Source organism: Pseudoalteromonas sp. G4 (assembly GCF_028875915.1).
In the GTDB taxonomy this organism is placed as follows: domain Bacteria; phylum Pseudomonadota; class Gammaproteobacteria; order Enterobacterales; family Alteromonadaceae; genus Pseudoalteromonas.
On sequence record NZ_JAPEHW010000065.1, the window covers coordinates 1 to 22,507 of the forward strand.

At 40.9% G+C, this 22,507-nt stretch carries 22 protein-coding genes and 1 pseudogene; 3 read left to right on the plus strand and 20 right to left on the minus strand.

Annotated elements, in window-relative coordinates:
• The first annotated feature begins 45 nt into the window (after positions 1 to 45).
• Positions 46 to 927 carry a hypothetical protein gene (locus ON073_RS15795; protein WP_274762857.1) on the plus strand — a complete coding sequence of 294 codons (882 nt, stop codon included), beginning with the start codon at positions 46 to 48 and terminating at the stop codon, positions 925 to 927.
• A gap of 548 nt (positions 928 to 1,475) precedes the next feature.
• On the opposite strand, the gene ON073_RS15805 is transcribed toward ON073_RS15795, so the two are convergent.
• The 12 genes from ON073_RS15805 to trmJ all read right to left on the minus strand — a co-directional run bounded on the left by ON073_RS15805 (position 1,476) and on the right by trmJ (position 11,736).
• Positions 1,476 to 2,846, minus strand: coding sequence for a Gfo/Idh/MocA family protein (locus ON073_RS15805; RefSeq protein WP_274762859.1), 1,371 nt, complete (start codon positions 2,844 to 2,846; stop codon positions 1,476 to 1,478).
• Positions 2,847 to 2,980: 134 nt separating this feature from the next.
• Positions 2,981 to 4,051, minus strand: a complete 1,071-nt coding sequence (locus ON073_RS15810; RefSeq protein ID WP_274762860.1) for a phosphotransferase enzyme family protein — start codon at positions 4,049 to 4,051, stop codon at positions 2,981 to 2,983.
• Between the two features lie 25 nt (positions 4,052 to 4,076).
• Positions 4,077 to 4,928: an NTP transferase domain-containing protein gene (locus tag ON073_RS15815; RefSeq protein WP_274762861.1), complete on the minus strand. Its 852-nt coding sequence runs from the start codon at positions 4,926 to 4,928 to the stop codon at positions 4,077 to 4,079.
• A gap of 94 nt (positions 4,929 to 5,022) precedes the next feature.
• Positions 5,023 to 5,400: an STAS/SEC14 domain-containing protein gene (locus ON073_RS15820; protein WP_274762862.1), complete on the minus strand. Its 378-nt coding sequence runs from the start codon at positions 5,398 to 5,400 to the stop codon at positions 5,023 to 5,025.
• A 105-nt stretch (positions 5,401 to 5,505) separates the two neighbouring features.
• On the minus strand, positions 5,506 to 5,844 hold the full coding sequence (fdx, locus tag ON073_RS15825; RefSeq protein WP_274762863.1) for an ISC system 2Fe-2S type ferredoxin: 339 nt from the start codon (positions 5,842 to 5,844) through the stop codon (positions 5,506 to 5,508).
• Between the two features lies 1 nt (position 5,845).
• The gene (gene hscA / locus ON073_RS15830) at positions 5,846 to 7,705 is read right to left on the minus strand and encodes a Fe-S protein assembly chaperone HscA (RefSeq protein WP_274762864.1); all 1,860 of its coding nucleotides are present in this window, start codon (positions 7,703 to 7,705) and stop codon (positions 5,846 to 5,848) included.
• Positions 7,706 to 7,721: 16 nt separating this feature from the next.
• The gene (gene hscB / locus ON073_RS15835) at positions 7,722 to 8,249 is read right to left on the minus strand and encodes a co-chaperone HscB (RefSeq protein ID WP_274762866.1); all 528 of its coding nucleotides are present in this window, start codon (positions 8,247 to 8,249) and stop codon (positions 7,722 to 7,724) included.
• Positions 8,250 to 8,330: 81 nt separating this feature from the next.
• Positions 8,331 to 8,654, minus strand: a complete 324-nt coding sequence (iscA, locus tag ON073_RS15840; RefSeq protein WP_010561888.1) for an iron-sulfur cluster assembly protein IscA — start codon at positions 8,652 to 8,654, stop codon at positions 8,331 to 8,333.
• Positions 8,655 to 8,657: 3 nt separating this feature from the next.
• Positions 8,658 to 9,041 carry a Fe-S cluster assembly scaffold IscU gene (gene iscU, locus ON073_RS15845; RefSeq protein ID WP_274762867.1) on the minus strand — a complete coding sequence of 128 codons (384 nt, stop codon included), beginning with the start codon at positions 9,039 to 9,041 and terminating at the stop codon, positions 8,658 to 8,660.
• Between the two features lie 31 nt (positions 9,042 to 9,072).
• Positions 9,073 to 10,290, minus strand: coding sequence for an IscS subfamily cysteine desulfurase (locus ON073_RS15850; protein WP_274762868.1), 1,218 nt, complete (start codon positions 10,288 to 10,290; stop codon positions 9,073 to 9,075).
• Positions 10,291 to 10,309: 19 nt separating this feature from the next.
• Positions 10,310 to 10,810, minus strand: coding sequence for a Fe-S cluster assembly transcriptional regulator IscR (gene iscR / locus ON073_RS15855; protein ID WP_038637200.1), 501 nt, complete (start codon positions 10,808 to 10,810; stop codon positions 10,310 to 10,312).
• Between the two features lie 185 nt (positions 10,811 to 10,995).
• Positions 10,996 to 11,736 carry a tRNA (cytosine(32)/uridine(32)-2'-O)-methyltransferase TrmJ gene (gene trmJ, locus ON073_RS15860; protein ID WP_274762869.1) on the minus strand — a complete coding sequence of 247 codons (741 nt, stop codon included), beginning with the start codon at positions 11,734 to 11,736 and terminating at the stop codon, positions 10,996 to 10,998.
• A 252-nt stretch (positions 11,737 to 11,988) separates the two neighbouring features.
• Here trmJ and suhB point away from each other — a divergent pair, with 252 nt between their 5' ends.
• On the plus strand, positions 11,989 to 12,792 hold the full coding sequence (gene suhB / locus ON073_RS15865; protein ID WP_274762870.1) for an inositol-1-monophosphatase: 804 nt from the start codon (positions 11,989 to 11,991) through the stop codon (positions 12,790 to 12,792).
• A 47-nt stretch (positions 12,793 to 12,839) separates the two neighbouring features.
• Here suhB and ON073_RS15870 read toward each other — a convergent pair whose 3' ends face one another.
• The 8 genes from ON073_RS15870 to queA form a co-directional block, all read right to left on the minus strand.
• Positions 12,840 to 13,679, minus strand: coding sequence for a substrate-binding periplasmic protein (locus ON073_RS15870; protein WP_274762871.1), 840 nt, complete (start codon positions 13,677 to 13,679; stop codon positions 12,840 to 12,842).
• A gap of 91 nt (positions 13,680 to 13,770) precedes the next feature.
• Positions 13,771 to 15,537 carry a GGDEF domain-containing protein gene (locus ON073_RS15875; protein WP_274762872.1) on the minus strand — a complete coding sequence of 589 codons (1,767 nt, stop codon included), beginning with the start codon at positions 15,535 to 15,537 and terminating at the stop codon, positions 13,771 to 13,773.
• Positions 15,538 to 15,658: 121 nt separating this feature from the next.
• Positions 15,659 to 16,189: a hypothetical protein gene (locus ON073_RS15880; protein WP_274762873.1), complete on the minus strand. Its 531-nt coding sequence runs from the start codon at positions 16,187 to 16,189 to the stop codon at positions 15,659 to 15,661.
• Positions 16,190 to 16,299: 110 nt separating this feature from the next.
• Positions 16,300 to 17,241, minus strand: coding sequence for a protein translocase subunit SecF (gene secF, locus ON073_RS15885; protein WP_274762874.1), 942 nt, complete (start codon positions 17,239 to 17,241; stop codon positions 16,300 to 16,302).
• A 9-nt stretch (positions 17,242 to 17,250) separates the two neighbouring features.
• Positions 17,251 to 19,110 (minus strand): protein translocase subunit SecD, encoded by a 1,860-nt coding sequence (gene secD / locus ON073_RS15890; protein ID WP_274762875.1) that lies wholly within the window; start codon positions 19,108 to 19,110, stop codon positions 17,251 to 17,253.
• Positions 19,111 to 19,125: 15 nt separating this feature from the next.
• The gene (gene yajC, locus ON073_RS15895; protein ID WP_038637224.1) at positions 19,126 to 19,461 is read right to left on the minus strand and encodes a preprotein translocase subunit YajC; all 336 of its coding nucleotides are present in this window, start codon (positions 19,459 to 19,461) and stop codon (positions 19,126 to 19,128) included.
• 22 nt (positions 19,462 to 19,483) lie between these two features.
• Positions 19,484 to 20,611 (minus strand): tRNA guanosine(34) transglycosylase Tgt, encoded by a 1,128-nt coding sequence (gene tgt / locus ON073_RS15900; protein ID WP_274762876.1) that lies wholly within the window; start codon positions 20,609 to 20,611, stop codon positions 19,484 to 19,486.
• A 202-nt stretch (positions 20,612 to 20,813) separates the two neighbouring features.
• A complete protein-coding gene (gene queA, locus ON073_RS15905) occupies positions 20,814 to 21,851 on the minus strand; it encodes a tRNA preQ1(34) S-adenosylmethionine ribosyltransferase-isomerase QueA (protein ID WP_274762877.1) in 1,038 nt (345 codons plus the stop codon).
• A gap of 254 nt (positions 21,852 to 22,105) precedes the next feature.
• Between queA and ON073_RS15910 the strand changes: the two are divergent.
• Positions 22,106 to 22,507 (plus strand): annotated as a pseudogene (locus ON073_RS15910) (response regulator); the annotation flags it as partial.

Sequence of the window (22,507 nt, forward strand, 5' to 3'; positions counted from 1 at the left end):
GCAACTTGCCTCTTAATAAACTGTTAGCAGTATTAAGAGGAAACAATGAAGTTCTCACATAGATTTGGGTTTGACCCAGAATACAAGAATGAACCTATCAGTCAAGATGCTCCAAATTGGCTGAAGAATATGTTTTTTCTTAAGGTGTTAGAGCCACTGCTGTATGTGGATGGCGATAGTCGCGTTAGCAATAATGAACAAAAGCCCCTAGGAGTTAAGTATCTTATAGAGCGTCTTTGTGCTGAAAATGGTCAGGAAACAGACCAAGAAGACTATGATTCTTGGACGTGCTGGGATGCTCTCAAATTTAGGATGGGTGCTCTAGAATGGTATCAATTCTATGATGCTGTTGAGATCATAGGTGAAATAATCAAAGCTAATGAATACTTGTACTCTGACATATTGGGCAGCAATGACTTTGAGTCATTTATGTATGCATCATATCGGCAGAAAGTGAATGACTTGTTCTCTCAGCATAAAGTGCAATGGAAATTAAGTGAGTCGGGTTGCCTAGAAAGCTCTTTACCAAAAGATCTAGAAATAAGAGTTCAGCAAACGGATAACCAGCTAAAAGACCAATTTGAACCAGCAAGAAAACATTATGCTAAGGCTAGAGCTTATATCCTTAGCCCATCAACAGATCCTGAAAATTCTATAAAAGAATCAGTAAGTGCTGTAGAAAGCGTGTGTAAGGCATTGTATCCAAAAACAGCAACGTTGGGTGATGCTCTGAAATCAATGAAAAAGGAGCAAGTGATTTCACCAATGCTAATTACAGTATTTGAAAAATTTTATGCATATACAAATTCAGAGCCTGCGGTCAGACATGGAAGTGATAAAGAGTCAAAGGTGCTCGAGTACGATGCAGAGCTTGCACTTCATATGTCGGCGGCTTTTATTCGTACAATAATACAGCGCAGACGTTAAAAAATACTGCCAACAAACTGTTTAAGAGTGATTCGCAACACGTGGCATTTTTACTATGCGTTACGTTTTGTGTTTAAGGTGGTATGCGGAAGCATCGGTATTGCGTTGCTCACACCTTAACAGGGCGTTACGAATGACAGTTGTTGGCACTAACCTGCTATTGAGTCAGGTGTTTAGGTTCACACCCTTACCTATTAATCAAGCCTGAAAACAGAATTTAAATGAATAATGCGAGATAGGGAGCATAGCGGTTGAGCAAGTCATGTAGGCATGGGTGAATAGCGTCTTGAGACGAACGAAGTTCGGCTAGCTATGAACGCGAGAAAAGGACTTCGAGCTGGAAAGCGAACAAGGATGTTTAGCGTGGTGATTCATGGCGTTTATGTTCACATTTAAATTATGTTTGAAGAATAGTTTGATTTTAGGGCGTCGGGGGAATCCAAAGGGGGGCCGGCGTTAGCCCCCTTTTGGCTGCTGTCACCAGCGCGACAAACAAAGTTTCAAGTTATGTTTTTTTGCCAAGTTAAAACATTGAAACACGATCAGTTTTAAACCGTTACAATTCCTAGTGGCTCTGCACTTTGCCATGCACCACGAGTAAAGTCAGGAATATCTACTGACTTCGCACGATTATTCAGTGACTCCGCACTGAGTGGGCTAATTACCGACCAAGCCGCGCCATCGTAAACATCTTGATCAAGTGGCTCGCCATTACGCAGGCAGTAAATCATGCGCCAGAACATTAAGAAGTCCATGCCGCCATGACCGCCATTGCGCTCCGCTTCTTTACCCATTTTCACCCACAATGGATGGTCAAATTTATCGTACCATGACTGCATATCGTAATCCCATTCGTGGAAATTACCACTGCCACCCTCTTCTAATGCAATGCGATTAGGGAAGCCTGCAAATACACCATTAGTGCCTTGAATAAGATTATGACGAGAATACGGGCGTGGCGTTGTTGTATCGTGCTGAACCATAATGGTGCGGCCTTTCACTGTTTTTATCAGTGTGGTACTCATATCACCGTTGATATAATTGAGTTGGTTGCGTTGATGACCTGCTGGGAACTCTTTTTGCGCGTAAAGTGCACGCCCAAGTGCCGGTGAACTCATTGAGGTTAGATAATCAAAACGGTCGCCACGGTTAATATTCATATATTGCGATACAGGGCCTAAACCGTGAGTTGGGTACAAATTACCATTGCGTTTTGCATGCCAACCTGTACGCCACGAACCAGTTTTAGTTTCAAGCTCTTTCATTTGCCAGCGCAGCTCATGAATATAAGCCGCTTCACCGTGCAGTAACTCACCAAACAGACCTTGGCGCACCATGTTGAGTACCATTAACTCATCTCGGCCGTAGTTCACATTTTCCATCATCATACAGTTCTTTTGCGTACGCTCGGCTGTATTAACAATGTCCCACATTTCTTCTACGGTAGTGGCTAGCGGTACTTCAACAAAAGCGTGTTTACCACTTTCCATCGATTCAATGGCCATCGGCGCATGCCATTTCCATGGCGTAGAAATAATTACAATATCAATATCTTGACGGTTCAGCATGTCACGGTAAGCATATTCGCCTGTACCGTAAAGTGCCGGCTGTTTATGACCATTATCAGTTAGGAATTTCGCTGAGCGCTCAAGCACTTCTTGGTGGTTATCACAAATTGCCACAATTTCAGCGCCTTCAATATGGCTCATGCGTTTAACATGGCCATAACCGCGTTGACCCACACCAATAAAACCAACACGTACCACATCCATTTTTGGTGCAATTAAGCCTATTACACTTTTGCCCTGCTGTTTTGCTGGTGTAAATTGATTATTTGACGTTGCGCAAGCAGCGGTTAAACCCGCAGCTGCGGTGACAGTTGCCGCTTTTAAAAAGCCGCGACGATCCATATTTTTCATGTGTATATCCTTTGAACGTACTTTCTTTTTGTTATTTACAATTAATATCCCATTGCTTATTTCAGGGCAAAACAATGCGATTAATAAATCTATAATGTTGAAAAACAAAAACGCAGCCTAAAGCTGCGTTTTATTTATTTGAACAAAATTTCTTTTAAGGTGTGTTCTTTTTTAAGTAAATCTTTGTACAGCGCAAATTGGTTGCGTGCACGGTCAAGATTATGATTATCACGGTGAATCGTAAAATAGTTATCACCATCAAGATAATCAGTTAAAAAACGCACGCCAATCATAAATGTCATCACTTTGGCGCCTAACCAAAAGCTTTGCTTTTCTTTATCTGACAAGACATTTTTGAGCGGCTCGACATAGCCCTCAACAATTGATGCAAAGATATTTTCGCGCACTTTTACTTTATCTAAGTTAGTTGAATCTTCCGCTTCTGGTGAGCAAAAAGTGCGTACCATATCGCCAAAATCAAACATCCAGTAACCCGGCATACAGGTATCTAAATCAATAACTGCTTTTGCTTGATCAGACTTTTTACAAAATAGCATGTTGTTGATTTTGGTATCGTTATGACAAGCACGCACCGGTAAGTCAGGCACAATTTCACCAATTTCTTCAAGCAATTGGCTTTGTTGCTGACAAAATGTAATTTCAGCTTCGCACTCATCTACACGAGCAACTTTATCGGCCTCAACCGCTTTATTTAACGCATTTACGCGCATTTCTAAATTATGGAAATCGGGAATAACGGTTTTTAAACTATCTGCTTCAAAATCATCAAGTGCTTTTGCAAATTGGCCAAATGCGCCAGCCGCAATTTTTGCCTTTTCACTTGATTCAACCACATCTTCGCTGTAGCTGCCGCCAATAAACTCAAGCGCACGCCAAGTATCGCCATTTAAGCGAATTAAATGACTATCATCTTGCGTTGCTACATGTTTTATAACATCAAGATCATAAGCATTTTTTGCTGCTTTCTTGGTCAGGTGTTTCTCAATTTTACGCGCATTCGATACTAGCGCTTCAGAATCAGGAAATACCTGGGTATTTAGCTTTTGCACTACTAGATGCTTTTTCGGCGAACTTAGCAGTAATGTTGTATTGATATGGCCACTGCCAATCGGTTTTATTGATATATCGTCCTGCCCTAGACCAAATTGGTCTGACAAAACTAATGCTTGCTCTTGATACGTCATTGTAATCTCTTGCAACTGCTTTTACTTACTCACTTAATTGCGCAGCAACATGATGCAAATCATCGCTATAGGTTACACCCAGCCACAAATCCTTGGCAGGTAATAACTCAACAATTTGCCCATGCTCGGCAATTAAATACTGAATTTGGTCCGGTAAAAAAAACTCACCATTGATAGCGCTGTCATCTTGCTTCAAAAAGTCGATAAAGCCATCTTCCAACTGAGTGAATATCTTAAAACTAAGTGCCCAAATGGTCATTGATGCATATGCCTCTGATGAAAGTGACACTTTATCACCAGAAGGTGTTTCACCGTTAAGATCTGCATCAATATTTAATACTTCGGTGATTTTGTTTAGTAATGTGCCATTTAGCTCACAAATACCGCGATTAACCCCGCCTAGGCTTGTTAGCGTACTGACCAATGGATAGCCTAACACACCCGACTTGCCATAATAATCATCCGCAGTAATAACCACAAAGTGCGGTTTTACAAATGATCTAGCCGCCAATAGCGCATGTCCTGTGCCCCAAGGTTTTTCACGAACACTGCTTTTTTGTTGGTAATGAAGCGGTACATCTGAAATAGATTGAACAGCCAAATCTACACTTAAGTTTGGGTTCAATCTGGGTAAAATTTGTGCTTCAACAGTCTCTTTGATTGCTGCATTCACAACTAACACTAAATGACGAATGCCCGCATCAAATGCATCTTGAATGCTTAATTCAAGCAAGGTTTTACCAATACCTGGTACTTCTGCAAGTTGTTTATTGCCGCCAAAACGTCGGCCTAAACCGCCAGCTAAAATAACTAAACTTACATCGCTTGGATTAATTTTTGAGCTTGATGTGCTATTACCGCAACTTCCGTGCACCATAAACTTTGCAGAATTATTAAACTAAACAAACGATAAATTCTACAAGGCTTTCTGAGCAAATGCATTAACTAATTTTACACGGCAATAAGGTTGGTTACTGACTTTCAAGCCATACGAGTGCATCGTGATGATTATCAAATGACTTTACTTCACCCGGCATAAACCAGTTAGAAACTTGCATTACCCCTTTTTGCCAACGCTGGGAGCAAATTACAGCTACTTTTTCAAATTCTCGGCGATGTTTCATACCAAACTTAAAATCATCCCATGCGGCATTCACTGTCCAGCCATCAAGCTCTGTAATATCTATCAATACATTCAGCTTTGGCTCTTTTACTTCAATTAATGCTGACTCAATTGTTGGAACCATAAATTCATAGTCATCATGCTGTAATGTGCCAAATGCACGAATATGGATAAAAAACGTATTTTTTACACGACTTAAACCAATACTTATACCATGTGGTTTCATATGCTTTCCTGCATTCAATTAAGTGTTCAGTGTAAAGATATTAGACAACTTTTAGGCAATAAAAAAGCGCTCTAGGAGCGCTTTTAAAAACATATTTGATGTGGATTAATGTTCTTCATTGACAATATTTAAATTGTACTTTGGAATTTCAACCACTAAATCTTCATCAGCAATAATTGCCTGACAACCAAGGCGCGACTCAGGCTCTAAGCCCCACGCTTTATCAAGCATGTCATCTTCAAGCTCATCACTTTCTTCTAGTGAGTCAAACCCTTCACGCACAATAATATGGCATGTTGTACATGCACATGACTTTTCACATGCATGTGGAATTGAAATGCCATTTTTAAGTGCAACATCAAGAACCGTTTCACCTGTTGGCGCTTCAATTGCGGCGCCTTCAGGACAAAGTTCTTCGTGTGGTAAGAAAATAATTTGTGGCATATTAAACCTCATCTACCGACTGGCCAGTTAAAGCCTGTTTAATTGAATCGTCCATACGGCGTGACGCAAACTCACTGCTTGCTTTATCAATTGCTTCGATGGCTGATTTTAATTGGTCTGGCGTTGTCGCCGTTTCGCGAAGCACTGCAAGTTTGCTGATTTCGCTTTCTAATTCACTTTTCTCATCGCTTGAAAGTAAGTGACCACTTTGTGCAATTGATGCGCTAAGCGCTTCGATTACACGCAGTGCTTCAACTTGCTGCTCTTTTAGCATGCGCGCTTGCATATCGTCTTTGGCATTGACCATAGACGATTTAATCATATCAGCAACTTGGTCATCTGATAAACCAAACGATGGTTTAACCTGAATTTCTGACTGCACGCCTGTTGATTTTTCCATAGCGCTAACACTTAACAGGCCATCTGCATCCACTTTAAAGGTCACGCGGATATGCGCTGCACCCGCAGCCATTGGCGGAATACCTTTTAGGCTAAATTTAGCAAGAGAACGACAATCATCTACCAGTTCACGCTCACCTTGTAACACGTGTAAAGACATTGCCGTTTGGCCATCTTTAAAGGTGGTAAATTCTTGTGCGCGAGCAACAGGAATAGTGGTATTACGTGGAATAATTTTCTCAACCAAACCACCCATGGTTTCTAAACCAAGTGACAGTGGTAACACATCAAGTAGCAACATATCTGAATCAGGTTTGTTACCCACTAAGATATCGGCTTGAATTGCTGCACCCAGTGCAACAACTTGATCAGGGTCGATTGAAGTTAATGGTTCTTGACCGAAGAATTCACCCACTTGCTCACGTACGATTGGCATACGTGTAGAGCCACCGACCATCACGACTTCAAGAACGTCTTCTTTTTCCACACCTGCATCTTTTAACGCACGGCGTGAAGCACGCAGTGTTTTCTTAACTAAGCTTTCAGCTAATTGGTTGAAGAAATCTTTAGTGACTTCAATAGTAAACTGCTTGTCACCTAAATCTAAACCAACATTTACAAGATTGTAGCTAGTAAGTGCTTCTTTACATGCACGCGCTTTTTCCATAAATAGACGTAATGTATCGGCATTAGGTGTTTCAATGCCTGTTTGCTCTTTAAAGTAATTTACCAATAGAGCATCAAAGTCATCACCACCCAGCGCAGAATCACCACCGGTTGCCAATACTTCAAAAACGCCTTTATTTAAGCGCAGAATTGATACATCAAAGGTACCGCCACCTAAGTCATAAACGGCAATAACCCCTTCTTTGCCTGAGTCTAAGCCATAAGCAACTGCCGCTGCGGTTGGCTCGTTAAGTAGACGAAGGACTTTTAAGCCAGCAAGCTCTGCGGCATCTTTGGTGCCTTGGCGCTGTGCATCATCAAAATACGCAGGTACAGTGATAACCGCACCGGTAATTTCTTCGCCGCCAAAACTATCCATTGCTCGTGCTTTCAGTGATTTTAAAATCTCGCTTGACGCTTGAATCGGGTTGATATGACCCTGACGTGTTTGAATCGCTAACACGTTATTTTCATTGCTAAATTGATACGGTAGGCTATCGGCAATTTCACTTATTTCTTGGAATGATTTACCAAGAAAACGCTTTACGGAAATTAACGTATTTGCAGCATCCAGTGGCGCATCTTTCTTGGCCTTTTCGCCAACGGTAATGTCGTTTTCGCCATAATGCACTGCTGAGGGTAACATTGTTTTACCCATTAAATCTGGCAGCACTTTGCTCTGGCCACTTTGTACCGTTGCTACCAGCGAGTTCGTGGTTCCTAAGTCAATGCCAACTGCTAATTTATGCTCATGAGGAGATGCACTTTGGCCTGGTTCTGCTATTTGGAGTAACATGTTTCTCGCGTCCTAATTAGTCATCGAAAAGCGAATCTTCGATGCGCTCTAATTCTTCTCGTAATTTATAAATAAACTTAAGTTTGCGTACAATATCTGCAGCAATTAATAGCTCGCTTTGCTCGTCACTGTCGATGTATTTTTTAAGCTCAGCATAATAGTCCTGGTGAAGGGCTTTGACATGACTTTCAAATTGCTCAATGGCCGCTTCAGGATCAGCTGCATCCGTTATTTCGCTAAGCTCTTCGCGTAGTTCCATTTGTTGCATTAAAAACTCTGGGTCTTGCAACGTTTGCTGCTCGGCACGAATATCAATGTGCTTTTCAGCGAGCATATACTCTGCACGTTTTAGAGGCTGCTTCAGAATTTGTAAGGCGTCGTTTAATTCAGCAGTCTTTTGTACCGCAAGTAATTGTTGCTGCGCACTTAAGCTAGCATGGCGATCTGGGTGAAGTACTTTTTGCAATTCGAGATAGCGTGCATTAACGATATTAAGATCAACATCAAATTGAACAGGGATTGCAAATAACTCAAAGTATTTCATAGTAACGAAAAAATCCTCGCTCTTAATTGCACACAAGCCCCGCAATTGCAGGGCTTAATAAATTAGCTCAAATAGTACAGGTTATACGGTAAAGCTTTCGCCGCAACCACACTCACCATTTTGATTCGGGTTGTTAAATTTAAACCCTTCATTTAGGCCTTCTTTAACAAAATCCAGCTCAGTGCCATCGATATACACTAGGCTTTTACCATCAACAATTACGGTTACACCGTTATGCTCAAAGGTTTCATCGCCTTCCGCTAATTCATCAACAAACTCTAATACATAGGCAAGGCCTGAACAGCCTGTTGTTTTAACACCAACGCGTAGGCCAAGACCTTTACCGCGATTGGTTAAAAATGAACGTACGCGATCTGCTGCTGCATCTGTTAAAGTAATCGCCATAAATTATTCACCGTGCTTTTTTTTGTAATCAGCAATCGCTGCTTGGATAGCATCTTCCGCTAAAATTGAACAGTGAATTTTAACTGGTGGTAATTCTAATTCTGCTGTGATATCAGTATTTTTGATCTCACCAGCTTCATCTAAGCTCTTACCTTTAACCCATTCAGTTACTAGTGATGATGATGCAATCGCACTACCACACCCGTAAGTTTTGAACTTCGCATCTTCGATAATACCATCGTCAGATACTTTAATTTGCAACTTCATTACGTCACCACACGCTGGTGCGCCAACCATGCCCGTTGCTACGCTTGGGTCGTTCTTATCGAAAGAACCAACGTTACGTGGATTCTCTACATGGTCAATTACTTTTTCACTATATGCCATTGCTTATTACCTCAATACCCAATTCATTTAATTAGTGGTGTGTCCACTCAACTGACTCTAAATCAACACCGTCTTTAAACATTTCCCACAAAGGAGACATTTCACGTAAACGGCCAATTGAGTCTTTGATTAGCTGAACAGTGTAGTCAATCTCTTCTTCAGTCGTAAAACGACCGATACTAAAACGAATTGAGCTATGTGCTAATTCGTCGTTGCGGCCAAGAGCACGCAACACATAAGATGGTTCTAAACTTGCTGATGTACATGCTGAACCAGATGATACTGCAATATCTTTTAGCGCCATAAGTAGCGACTCACCTTCAACATAGTTGAAAGAGATATTTACAATGCCAGGCACTGATTGGTCAGGTGTACCATTGAAGTATACTTCTTCAATATCAGACATAATGCCGTCGATTAAACGCTTACGTAGCGCACTGATATGAGCGTGGTCTTTGTCGAAATCTTCTTTTGCAACTTTGAACGCCTGACCCATACCTACGATCTGGTGTGTTGCTAATGTACCTGAACGCATACCACGTTCATGACCACCACCGTGCATTTGCGCTTCTAAACGTGCGCGCGGCTTACGACGAACATAAAGTGCACCAATACCTTTCGGGCCATAAACCTTGTGACCAGAGAAAGACATAAAGTCTACTTTAAGTGCTTGCATGTCGATTTTTACTTTACCTGCACTTTGTGCACCATCAACATGGAACATAATTTTACGTTCGCGACACATTTCGCCAATTGTTGCGATATCTTGAACTACACCTAGCTCGTTGTTTACGTGCATTACACTTACTAATACAGTGTCATCACGCATTTCAGCTTCTAGCTTTTTAAGGTCTAGTAAGCCATTTTCTTCAACGTCCATATAGGTTACTTCAAAACCTTGACGCTCAAGTTCGCGACACGTGTCTAAAACAGCCTTGTGTTCAGTTTTAACTGTGATTACGTGCTTACCTTTCTTCGCATAGAAGTTTGCAGCACCTTTAATTGCCAGGTTATTTGATTCTGTAGCACCAGAAGTAAATACGATTTCACGCGGGTCTGCGTTAATTAACTCAGCGATATCATGACGTGCTTGGTCAACTGCTTCTTCTGCTTGCCAACCAAAACGGTGTGAACGAGAAGCAGGGTTACCAAAATTGCCATCCATTGTTAAACACTGCATCATAGCCTCAGCTACACGCGGATCGACAGGGGTTGTGGCGGCATAATCTAAATAAATTGGTAACTTCATATTTACTTGCTCCGAATTGCTACATTTGGCAACTAATGTTGATATTTTCCAGTTGGCTGAGTGATTTTTCAACGGCCTTTTCCACCGCTTGATCTTGACGATCGGCAACGCGTTGCACATCTTTTTTTGCAACGAGCTCAGCTAACGTAATACTGTTTAAAAACTCTTCGATGCGCTGACTTAACTCACTCCATAGTGAATGCGTTAAACAACGAACACCATTTTGGCAATCGCCTTCACCACCACAACGAGTGGCATCTACCGATTCATTGACTGCAGATATAATATCGCCTACTGAAATGTCTGAGGCTTCTTTGCCAAGTAAATAACCACCACCTGGACCACGAACAGAGCGCACTAAGTCTTGCTTACGCAAACGCGAAAATAACTGCTCAAGGTATGAAAGTGAGATATCTTGTCTTTCTGAAATTTCAGCAAGGGGAACTGGGCCAATTTTAGTATGAAGCGCAACGTCTAATAATGCAGTAACTGCATATCGACCTTTCGACGTTAATTTCATGCTAAGCCCCCATAATCAATAAGAGTGCGAATTTTAATTACCTGACTAAGATAGTCAAGTATTTATTGTACGCACTTAGGTTATTCTTTAGTCGCGCTGTTTCTCATGCCGCGAGTAATAACCTAGTAATTTACTCAGGTATTAGTTTAATTACCTGAGTAAATTAGTCAAGTATTATATTTAGGCTAGTTATTGTCTTTTTTCACAACTGATTTATCAATTGACGTCAAAATACCACGTAAGATGTTTAGCTCTTGCTCTTCTGGACGTGCGCGGTTAAACAAACGGCGTAATTTAGTCATTACCTGACCAGGATGTTGCTTAATAATAAAACCCGTCTCAGACAGAGTGTTCTCAAGGTGTTGATAGAATAATTCCATTTGCTCAGAGCTTGGGTAAACCGTGTCATCTTGCTCAACAGGCTGGTCAACTTTTGCTAAATAACGCATACGCGTTTCATAACATAACGTTTGTACTGCCATCGCTAAATTTAATGATGAGTATTCAGGGTTGGCAGCAATGCATACGTGATAGTTACAAAGTTGTAATTCTTCATTGGTTAAACCGCTATTTTCACGACCAAAAACTAATGCCACATCACCTTCTTGCTCAGTGCCAGCTAATAGTTTTTCACCACATTCTACTGGGTCTACCATTGGCCAAGATAATGTACGTGAACGTGCACTGGTACCAATTACCGTATTACAGTCTGCAATCGCCTCTTGTAACGTATCCACCACAACGGCGTTTCCTAGTACATCAGTAGCACCAGCAGCTAACGCACTTGCATGACTATCTACCGGATTAACAGGATCAACTAAATAAAGTTTACTAAAGCCCATTGTTTTCATTGCGCGAGCAACTGAACCAATGTTACCTGTGTGCGAAGTATTAACCAGTACAATACGAATTTTATCTAGCGTCATGTTTCGTTTTAAACTCTGAAATTTAATCTGGCGCGGATTTTAGCCTACTCATCAATAAATTTCGACTATTACACCACGATTAGCAATTTTTTAGCACACCAGTTTGATTAATTGTTAACCAGAGATTAAATTTATTATTTTGGTTTACAACCGCAAAAAAGTCGCTAAAATAGCGCGGCTGAACTGAGGGGTGACCAAAATAAGGCACAACTTAGTAGTTAATGAGTTCTTTTAAAACCTAAAGGTAAAGCTATGCATCCAATGTTAAACATTGCGGTTCGCGCTGCGCGAAATGCAGGTAAAGTTATTCTTCAGAAATTTGAAGAGAAAGATAAAGTTGAAGTACTTCAAAAAGGTAGCAACGACTTTGTAACTAACGTAGACAAAGACGCGGAAGCGATGATTCGCGACACGATTTTTAAGTCTTACCCTAAGCATAGCATTGTAGGCGAAGAGCTAGGTCAACAACTTGGCAGCGACGCTGATTACCTTTGGGTTATCGATCCACTTGATGGCACAACTAACTTCATCAAGGGCATTCCACACTTCGCAGTATCAATTGCATTAAAAGTGAAAGGCCGTACAGAACAAGCGGTAGTTTACGATCCTATTCGTGGCGAGTTATTTACTGCAACTCGCGGTCAAGGTGCACAGCTTAACAGTAAGCGTATTCGTGTAAATAAAGCAACTGACTTGTCAGGTACTGTATTAGCAACAGGCTTCCCATTCAAGCAAAAGCATCACATTGAAGAGTACATGAATGCATTCAGTGCATTATTTGTTCACACAGCTGATATGCGTCGTGCCGGTTCTGCAGCGCTAGATTTAGCATATGTTGCTGCGGGCCGTGTTGATGGTTTCTTTGAAATTGGCTTAAAGCCTTGGGATACAGCTGCAGGTCAACTACTTGTTAAAGAAGCAGGTGGTTTAGTAACTGACTTTGCTGGCGGCAACAACCAAGACAAGTCAGGTAATATTGTATGTGGTGCGCCAAAACTTGCACAAGCAATTGTAAAAGAGCTTCGCCCACACTTAAGCGATGCATTACTTAAATAATTGCTAGCTTTTACTAGGTTTTATAAATAAGGAAGCAAATTGCTTCCTTATTTTTTATACCAAAGCGCTTTATTGTCTAATATTGCTGCATCCGGAAAATAATCATTCTCAAGTTGCTGCTCTACGCGCTCATCCAGTTTTAATTTTGCGAGCGTATCTGCAAAGTAGTGATCAAATAACTTATCAAATCGCCCATCGCTCACCATTGCTAACAAACCACTTTCCAATGCCGTAGCCAGTTCACTTTTGTTTTTATTTACAAAAAAATAAAACGCTGCGGGATAACTGAGTAGATGCTGCTGCTCAATAGCCAAACCAAGTTTATTAAACTCCGCCAATTCATCTTGAATTTCAATTACGGAACGGGGGAAGTAATCAACTTGCCCACGCGATACCATCGTGAACATAGCTGGGTAATGGGCAAATGGTTTCACACGGTAGCCATTTTGCGCCAAAATTTTCGTATCAGGCCAATCGTGCCCCTGTACTGCTGTTAACAGTTTAAACTTATCGTCGGTGATGGCACTGAATTCGGGTTGCCTTTGCTGATTTATCAGTGCAATGCGTTTACCTATTAAGCCTTTGAAAATAGGAATGGGAATGGCTGTGGCTATGGTTTCACGATCAGGGCTTGTCATGCCCCAATGAATATCCACGTCACCTTTACTCAGTTTTAGTAAGGTACGTTGTTGATGAGGGTGTACAGGGACATGCTCTAATTGATAAGCGTGATTTGCCAGCGCCATCTCTAACAAGCTAACAATATAATGATCTCTGGGATACAACTTGCGCTGCTCTTTGGCGACTTTAACAACTTCGGTTGCCGTTGCTGAGCATATTGATAATGAAATAAGCGCTATAAAACAATATGGTACATTTATTCTCATATTACTTGCCCCAAATATAGCTCGAGTAATATTAAGTTAAAGCAAGTTATTGATGAGGTAAAGCGATTGTTTTTCAATCAACGCTAATTCACTATTTTGCGACAGGTAACCTGACTATCGCCATTGTCGGTCGTCGACGTTTACAAATAAACAAATGGCTAGTCACATAACGCTTCGCTTCTTTTTTTGCATCGGTGGCAAGCGCTGAAACTTGATGACTATTCTCACAATGTTCAATGTCTGGATTAACGAGGCCGATTGATAACGTAAGTAAAGGTACAAATTTTTTCTCACCTTCACGATTTGTCGCCCAGTAACCACCTGCTGCAACATGCTCAGGAGTAAAATAGGCTTTTACCGCGGTTTCAAATTCAGTAATAATTTGTTGGCACAACGCCTCACCAATACCACTTGGGCATACCAACATAAAATCATCACCGCCAATGTGCCCTATAAAACAGTCCTTACGATTACATACCTGACGGCAAATGTCTGCGAGTAACTTAATCACCATATCGCCACTGGCATAACCATAAAGGTCATTAAACTGTTTAAAGTGATTTAAATCGATATAGGCTAGTTCAAAATCATGCTTTGCATTTAATCTTCGTTCGATATTTTCATTGATGGCCACATTACCCGGCAACATAGTTAACGGATTTGCATGTTGCGCATTTTTAATTTTTTCATCGGTGATGTGCTTTAAAATATCACGAATGGGCACCACGCCTAAATACACACCTTCTTGTGTAACAATAATGTAGCGACGAATATCAAAGTCTGAGTCAGTAATTTTTTGACTCACTGAGTCCAGCGCTGTCAATTTATCAACAACCAGTGGTTGATTATCCATAATCTCTGTCACTGAGTGTTTTGCATGAAGTGCCGCACCATAGGTTGAGGAGAATAATTCCGACAGCTGATCGCGATGCAAAATACCTACTGGGCGATTTTCTTTATTTAATACCACTAAACTTTGCAGTGACTTATCTTGCTCAAAATACTTTTTCGCCATGCCACAATTAGTTGTAGCCAAAATCGACTGCTGACTTATCAATAAATTACCAATAAAGCGTGAATAGATTTGTGTGTTACGTGGCATATCAACGAGTTTTTGTGCAGCAATGCATTCAGCAAAGCTTTGACATGGTGATAATGAGGGGCGCTCCAGTAAAAAGCCCTGCGCTAATTCAACGCCTAAGCTTTTTAATAGTTCAAGTTCTTGCGTACGCTCGATACCTTCTGCGATAACCCGGGTGTTAGTGATTTTTGCAAGTTCCAATATCGAACGTAAAAACTCTTTTTTCACCACACTTTTATCGCAATGATCAATAAAGTAACGGTCAATCTTAACGATATCTGGTTTTAGTTCAGACCACTGTTTTAAGCCACTGTAACCTGAACCAAAATCATCAATAGCAATATGCAATCCTAAATCGCGGTAATGCTTAATTGCTTCAAATAATAGGTCACTTTCGCAAAGTGGCTCTCGTTCGGTAATTTCGATAACAACACGAGAGGTTGGCAAACCGTATTTTGCTAATAGATGAAGCGTTTCTTGCAATAAGGTCGTTGGGCTCACATTAATAAATAACTTGCCTGGTAGAACTTGTTTTACAAAGTTTTCTATCGCTTTTTCACGGCAAAGTAATTCTAATTCAGATAGGCAAGCATCTTTTTCTGCCTGAGCAAAGAGTTCTAATGGGCTATACAAACTTGAATTTTCAGGTCCTCGCGATAAAGCTTCGTAGCCTAAAACCGTTTCTTGTTCAATATCAAGAATGGGTTGAAACAGCGTAGTAATCAAACGTTCTGACAAGATTGTTTTTAAGCTGTTCGATTGTTTCAAGTTTTGCATAATTCACCTCTTTACGGATGGCGAATATAGCAAGTGATAGTGACAAAAATATGTCAGTAATTAAGTATCAGAAAAGGTTGCAATTATTTCACTTTAAAATTACAACCTTCTGAAATTTAGGTTAGTTTATTGCTTTTTCTACTTGCGAGAAGTGTGCAATAACTTCAATAATTTCAAGCTCTGCACTTTCGCGCATTTCAGTACTATTTATACCTATTGTTGCCATCGCTTGTACCGTAGCAGGGTGCACGAGTAAATCTTTAGCATGGTAGCAATTAGGATCGTCAAAGCTAGGTAATTTTCCGTCTTCGTGATAGCCCGACTCAATTTCTTCTAAAGGTAACGTTGGAATAATGTCTGCGGCATTGTTTAACGCAGTTAGGTACTCATTACACTTAGGGTGCTTAACAATAAATTGTGAAATAATCTGTTTTGAATTCGCAACTAATGCAGCAGATTTTTGAACAATATCTGCATCGGGCTTTTCAGCTTTTATCATTGCTACCAGCTCTTTTGCACCTGTCTTATAAGCTGCTAACTCTTGGTTAATAGCTGGCGCTTCAGCCACTACCTCTGCGTTTGTTTGTTTCTCCCCACATGCCGTTAACAGTGATGCAGCCATGAGAGAAACCAAAACAGATAACTTTTTCATCTTAATGCCTTTGAGAATGTTTATCATTTTCAGTAATAATACTAAAGACAAAAAAAAAGACCAGCATTAACACCGGTCTTTTTCAGAATTATTACAAAATTACCAAATAATTATGGCATATTGTCAAATTCAGCACCTTCTTTCTCAACTTCTTCAGGGATCAAATCTTCTTTGCTGATGCCCATCATTACCGCAACCGAGCTTGCTACGTATACAGAAGAGTAAGTACCAATAAATACACCAAACAGAAGTGCTGTAGCAAAACCATGAATGGTTTCGCCGCCCCATACAAATAGCGCAACAAGTACCAAAATTGTGGTAATTGATGTTACTAATGTACGGTTAAGTGTTTGTGTAAGTGAAATATCTACAATTTCAATGGTATCGTCGATACGAATTTTACGGAAGTTCTCACGAATACGATCAGATACAACAATCGTATCGTTTAGTGAATAACCTATTACCGCAAGTACTGCAGCAAGTACGGTTAAGTCAAAAGGTAAACCTAATACAGAGAATAAACCTACGGTTAAGATAACGTCATGAGCAAGCGCCGCTACTGCACCAATCGCAAAACGCCATTCAAAGCGCAGTGCTACATAAAGCAAGATACAAATTAGCGCTGTTAACATTGCTAAGCCGCCTTGCTCTTTTAAATCTTCACCAACACTTGGACCAACAAACTCAATTGAGCGGATCTCAACCTTTTGACCCGCTTGAACAAGAATGTCGAGTACTTGGTTACTGATCATATCAGCCTTTTCACCTTCACGCGGTTCAAGGCGAATTTTAACATCCTTACTTGAACCAAACAGCTGTACCTGTGCATCAGGGAAGCCATTTTCATGAAGCGCTGAACGCACAACTTTAAGATCAGCGGCTTGTTCAAAGCCAACTTCAACCGTTGTACCACCGGTAAAATCCAAACCAAAGTTCATACCTTTGGTGAAAAACGACACAAAAGAAGCAAGGATCAACAGTGTTGAAATTGTCATTGCGATTTTACGCAATGACATAAACTTAAGTGTTTCGTTTAATTTTAATAACTGCATCACACTCTCCTAGATAGATAACTTCTCAATGCGCTTACCACCAAGTAACGCGTTAACAATTGCACGCGTACCAACAATAGCGGTAAACATTGACGTTACAATACCGATAGCAAGAGTGATTGCGAATCCTTGAATAGGACCCGTACCAATTGCGTACAAAATCACGGCTGCAATTAAGGTTGTGATATTAGCATCGAAAATGGTGCTAAATGCACTGTCGTAACCGTGGTGAATTGCTTGTTGAGGACTACGCCCTTCTGCTAATTCTTCACGAATACGCTCAAAAATAAGTACATTGGCATCAACTGCCATACCTACAGTAAGTACAATACCTGCAATACCTGGTAAGGTGAGAGTTGCACCCGCAAGTACAGACATAGCACCAACAATTAACACTAAGTTTAAGCCAAGTGCAATGTTTGCAATCAAGCCAAAACCTTTGTAGTAAAGCAGCATAAATACCAGTACGAAAACAAAACCGAGTACTACTGCAGTAATCCCTTTTTCTACGTTTTCAGCACCCATGCTTGGACCAATGGTACTTTCAGCAACAATTTGAATTGGTGCTACCAGCGCACCTGCACGTAACATTTCAGATAAATGCTGCGCTTTTGCTGGTGTATCAATGCCGGTAATTTGGAAACGACGACCTAAACGCTCATTGATAGTCGCTTGGTTAATCACTTCTTCATGTTTGATTGGTGGTAATGCTTTACCATTTTCATCAACTTTGCCTGATGGACGGTATTCGATGAACACAATCGCCATTAAGTTACCAACTTCGTCTTTAGTAAACGCAGCCATTTTTGAGCCGCCTTTGCTATCAAGTTGTAAACTAACTTGCGGACGTTGATATTGGTCATAACCTGCTTGTGCACCGGTAATATGAGAACCTTCAAGCATTACGCGCTTTTTAAGTAGTACAGGGCGACCAAACTGGTCGTTGATTACTTCTGAACCCGGTGGCATACGACCAGCTAGTGCATCACGTACGTCGTTATCTTGGTCTACCATGCGCAGCTCAAGCGTTGCTGCAGAACCTAAAATCTCTTTTGCACGTGCTGGGTCTTGAATCCCCGGTAATTGCACTAAAATACGCTCTTTACCTTGGCGCTGAACATTTGGCTCAGCTACACCAATTTGATTAATACGCTTACGAATAATAATTAAGTTCTGTGAAATCGCATAATCGCGAATTTCTTTTAACTTAGCTTCAGTTAAACGCGCAGTGAACGCTAGCTCATTGCTACGATCATCGCGAAACTCAAGCATTGGATTGTTCTTTTGTAGGAAGCTTTCAGCCGCATTTTTGTCTTCACTGTTACGGAAAACAAGTTGCACACGATCAGCATTTGCTACTTCGCGAATACTGCGATAGCGAATTTTCTGCTCACGTAGATCCGAACGGAAATCTTGTTGCATTTGCTTTAACTGGTTGTTGATAGCAGTACGCATATCAACTTCCATCGTAAACTCAACACCACCACGTAAATCTAGGCCTAACTTCATCGGCGCACCGCCCAAGTTTTCAAGCCAAGCTGGCGTTGAAGGAGCAGAGTTTATAGCGGCGATATAGTTAGCGCCTAGGCTTTCGCTTAGTACGTCTTTCGCTTTTAACTGAGTTTCTACATCATTAAAACGAATTAGAATTTGCTCATTTTCTAGTTTGATTGATTTAGCATCAAATTCATCTTTCGTTAAAACATCTTTTACTTTGTCGAGATCAGCTGTTTCAATTACAGCGCCTCGCGCACCTGAAATCTGTACGGCAGGATCACTACCGTACATATTTGGTGCAGCGTAAAGCATACCGAGCAATACCACTGCAACCACCATCAAGTACTTCCATAATGGGTACTTATTAATCACAACTTGTTCCTTTGATTAAAGTGCTTTCATTGTGCCTTTAGGCAGCACAGCTGAAATTGAACCTTTTTGCACAGTTACGTTAGCTTGGTCGTTAAGTGCAACTACAACAAAATCTTTGTCGTCAGATACTTTCACGATTTTACCCACTAAACCACCCGCAGTAAGTACTTCATCACCTTTCGCCAATGCTGACATTAGGTTCTTGTGCTCTTTAACACGCTTTGCTTGTGGACGGTAAATTAGGAAGTAAAATACTAAACCGAAAATACCTAGCATAATTAGCATTTCCATGCCGCCACCAGCAGGTGGTGCACCCGCACTTGCATGCGCACTTGAGATAAATAAACTCATGGTTGATTCCTCTTAAATTTTATTAGTCTTCAATTTGTTTTAATTCGGGTACTGGTAAGCCACGTCGTGCATAAAAATCAGCAACAAACTCATCTAGCTTGTTTTCTGCAATCGCATTACGCAGGCCTTCCATTACGCGTTGGTAATAACGTAAGTTATGAATGGTGTTTAAACGTGCACCTAAAATTTCATTACACTTATCAAGGTGATGTAAATAAGCGCGAGAGAAGTTTTGACAGGTATGGCAATCACACTCAGGATCAAGTGGACCGGTATCTGTTTTGTGAACCGCATTACGGATTTTAATTACCCCACCGGTAATAAATAAGTGACCATTACGTGCGTTACGCGTTGGCATAACACAGTCAAACATATCAATACCGCGACGCACAGCTTCAACTAAGTCTTCAGGTTTACCAACACCCATTAGGTAACGTGGCTTGTCTTCAGGCATTTTGTAAGCGCAATGATCAAGAATCTTAATCATTTCTTCTTTTGGCTCACCAACCGATAGGCCGCCTAAGGCATAACCATCAAAACCGATTTCTTCTAAGCCTTTTTGTGAAATTTCACGCAGCTCTGGATACATACCACCTTGAATAATGCCAAACAGCGCAGATGGGTTGTCACCGTGACCTTCTTTTGAACGTTTTGCCCAGCGCAGCGATAATTCCATTGAATCACGCGCTTCTTTTTCAGTTGCTGGGTACGGCGTACATTCGTCAAAAATCATCACGATATCTGAACCTAGATCACGCTGTACTTGCATTGCTTTTTCTGGTGAAAGCATGATTTTTTCACCGTTTACTGGTGAACGGAACATTACGCCTTCTTCAGAAATTTTGCGCATTTCACCTAAGCTGAATACCTGAAAACCGCCTGAATCAGTAAGAATTGGTTTATCCCAGCCCATAAAATCATGTAAATCACCATGTTGTTTAATGATTTCAGTACCAGGACGAAGCATTAAGTGAAAGGTATTACCCAAGCAGATTTCAGCACCTGTACCTTTTAGCTCTTCAGGTGTCATGCCTTTAACAGTACCGTAAGTACCCACAGGCATAAATGCTGGCGTTTCAACAACACCACGTTCAAAAATCAAACGGCCGCGACGCGCCTTGCCATCTGTATTGTCTAATTCAAATTTCATAAAAACCTCAAATGCCGGAAAAACAGTCCAACTTTTACTCAACTTCATTAATTGAGCGTAAAATAATCGGTCGATTTTACCTGCTTTGACAGCACAATACTATGGATATAGGGATGAGATAACAGAAATAAAAGTGGAAAGTGAGATTTACGTGTAAAGCGATGTAACTGAGTTACATCGCTAGTATTTTTTGAACCAAGTGTTAAAGGTCTTTTTTGGTTAAGAACATCGCATCACCGTATGAGAAAAAGCGATATTTTTCTGCAATTGCGGTGTTATAGGCGTTCATAATATTCTCTTGTCCAGCAAAGGCGCTTACCAACATAATCAGTGTTGATTCTGGTAAGTGGAAATTTGTGATCATTGCATCAACCACCTGAAACTCGTAACCCGGATAAATGAAAATATCAGTATCACCGTAGAATGGTGCAAGTTCACCTTCTGATTTCATTGCTGCTGACTCAAGTGAGCGCATTGACGTTGTACCAACGGCAACAACGCGGCCGCCACGTTCACGACACGCTTTAATTTGCGCAACGACTTGCTCTGGCACTTCAATGTATTCTGAGTGCATATGGTGATCTTCAATTTTATCAACGCGTACTGGCTGGAATGTACCCGCCCCCACATGCAGCGTTACAAAACCTAAATCAACACCTTTGTCTTTTAACTTTGCTAATAACGCATCGTCAAAGTGAAGGCCAGCTGTTGGTGCTGCAACTGCGCCTGGCTTTTCACCATAAACAGTTTGATAGCGATTGCGGTCTTTTTCATTATCAGGGCGATCAATATAAGGCGGTAATGGCATATGACCGATGCGCTCTAAAATATCAAGCACGCCTTCATCACCTTCAAACTTGAGTTCAAATAGTTCACCTTGGCGACCTTGCATTACAGCGGTTGCGCTCCCTTCTAAAATAAGTTCATTACCTACTTTAGGTGATTTATTTGCACGCACATGCGCAAGTACAGTGTGTTTGTCGACGACCCGTTCAACGAGCACCTCAACCTTACCGCCTGATGTTTTTTGACCAAACATACGCGCCGGAATAACCTTTGTATTATTAAAGATAATCAGATCATTAGGGTTCACAAAGTCCAATACATCAGCAAACGTATGATGCGTAATCTCACCGCTATTACCTTCGAGCTTTAACAAGCGACTCGCTGTACGCTCTTCCATTGGATAGCGGGCAATTAGTTCATCGGGTAATTCAAAGTTAAAATCAGCAACACGCATTTAGTATTCTCACTTGGTTGTCAGTACTCAGGGTATACTTGGTTAAAGTGGCGCCGATTCTAGTGTTAGTGATGATTTAAATCAAGGAAAACAGCCCGTTCAAAATATAACCTACTGTATTGAATAGAGATAGATTTTTGACCATGCTGAAAATGCCAATTTTACTTGAGTTAACTACCTAAAATAGGTATCTTTTGGCATTTGAAAATCGAAGTTACCAAGGAGTGGTTGGCTGATTTAGAGGTACAGTTTCAATGTCGAATAAGCTTAAATTACTGGTAGTTACACCAGATATTAAGCTATCAACTCAACTTGTTGATGCGTTAAAAAATGTCGATGTATTTGATATTGAGCTTAAAAGCAATAGCTTAGAGGCCCTCGATTTATTAAAAAAGCAACCGGTAAACCTAATCATTACCGATTTGGCTATAGGCGAAATTGATGGGTGGCGCTTTTCTCGTATGGTGCGCTCGGGCCTATTAGCGACCGCTAAAAACACCCCTATTGTATTAATTCCACCAACCTACTGTGAGCGCATCGCAGAAACTACTGCACGCGCCTACGGTATTGATGCCATTTTACAGCATGATAATTTAAAAACTCTGCCACATTTACTTGCCAATATCTTATCGGAGCACATGGATAAGAGCAGTCGC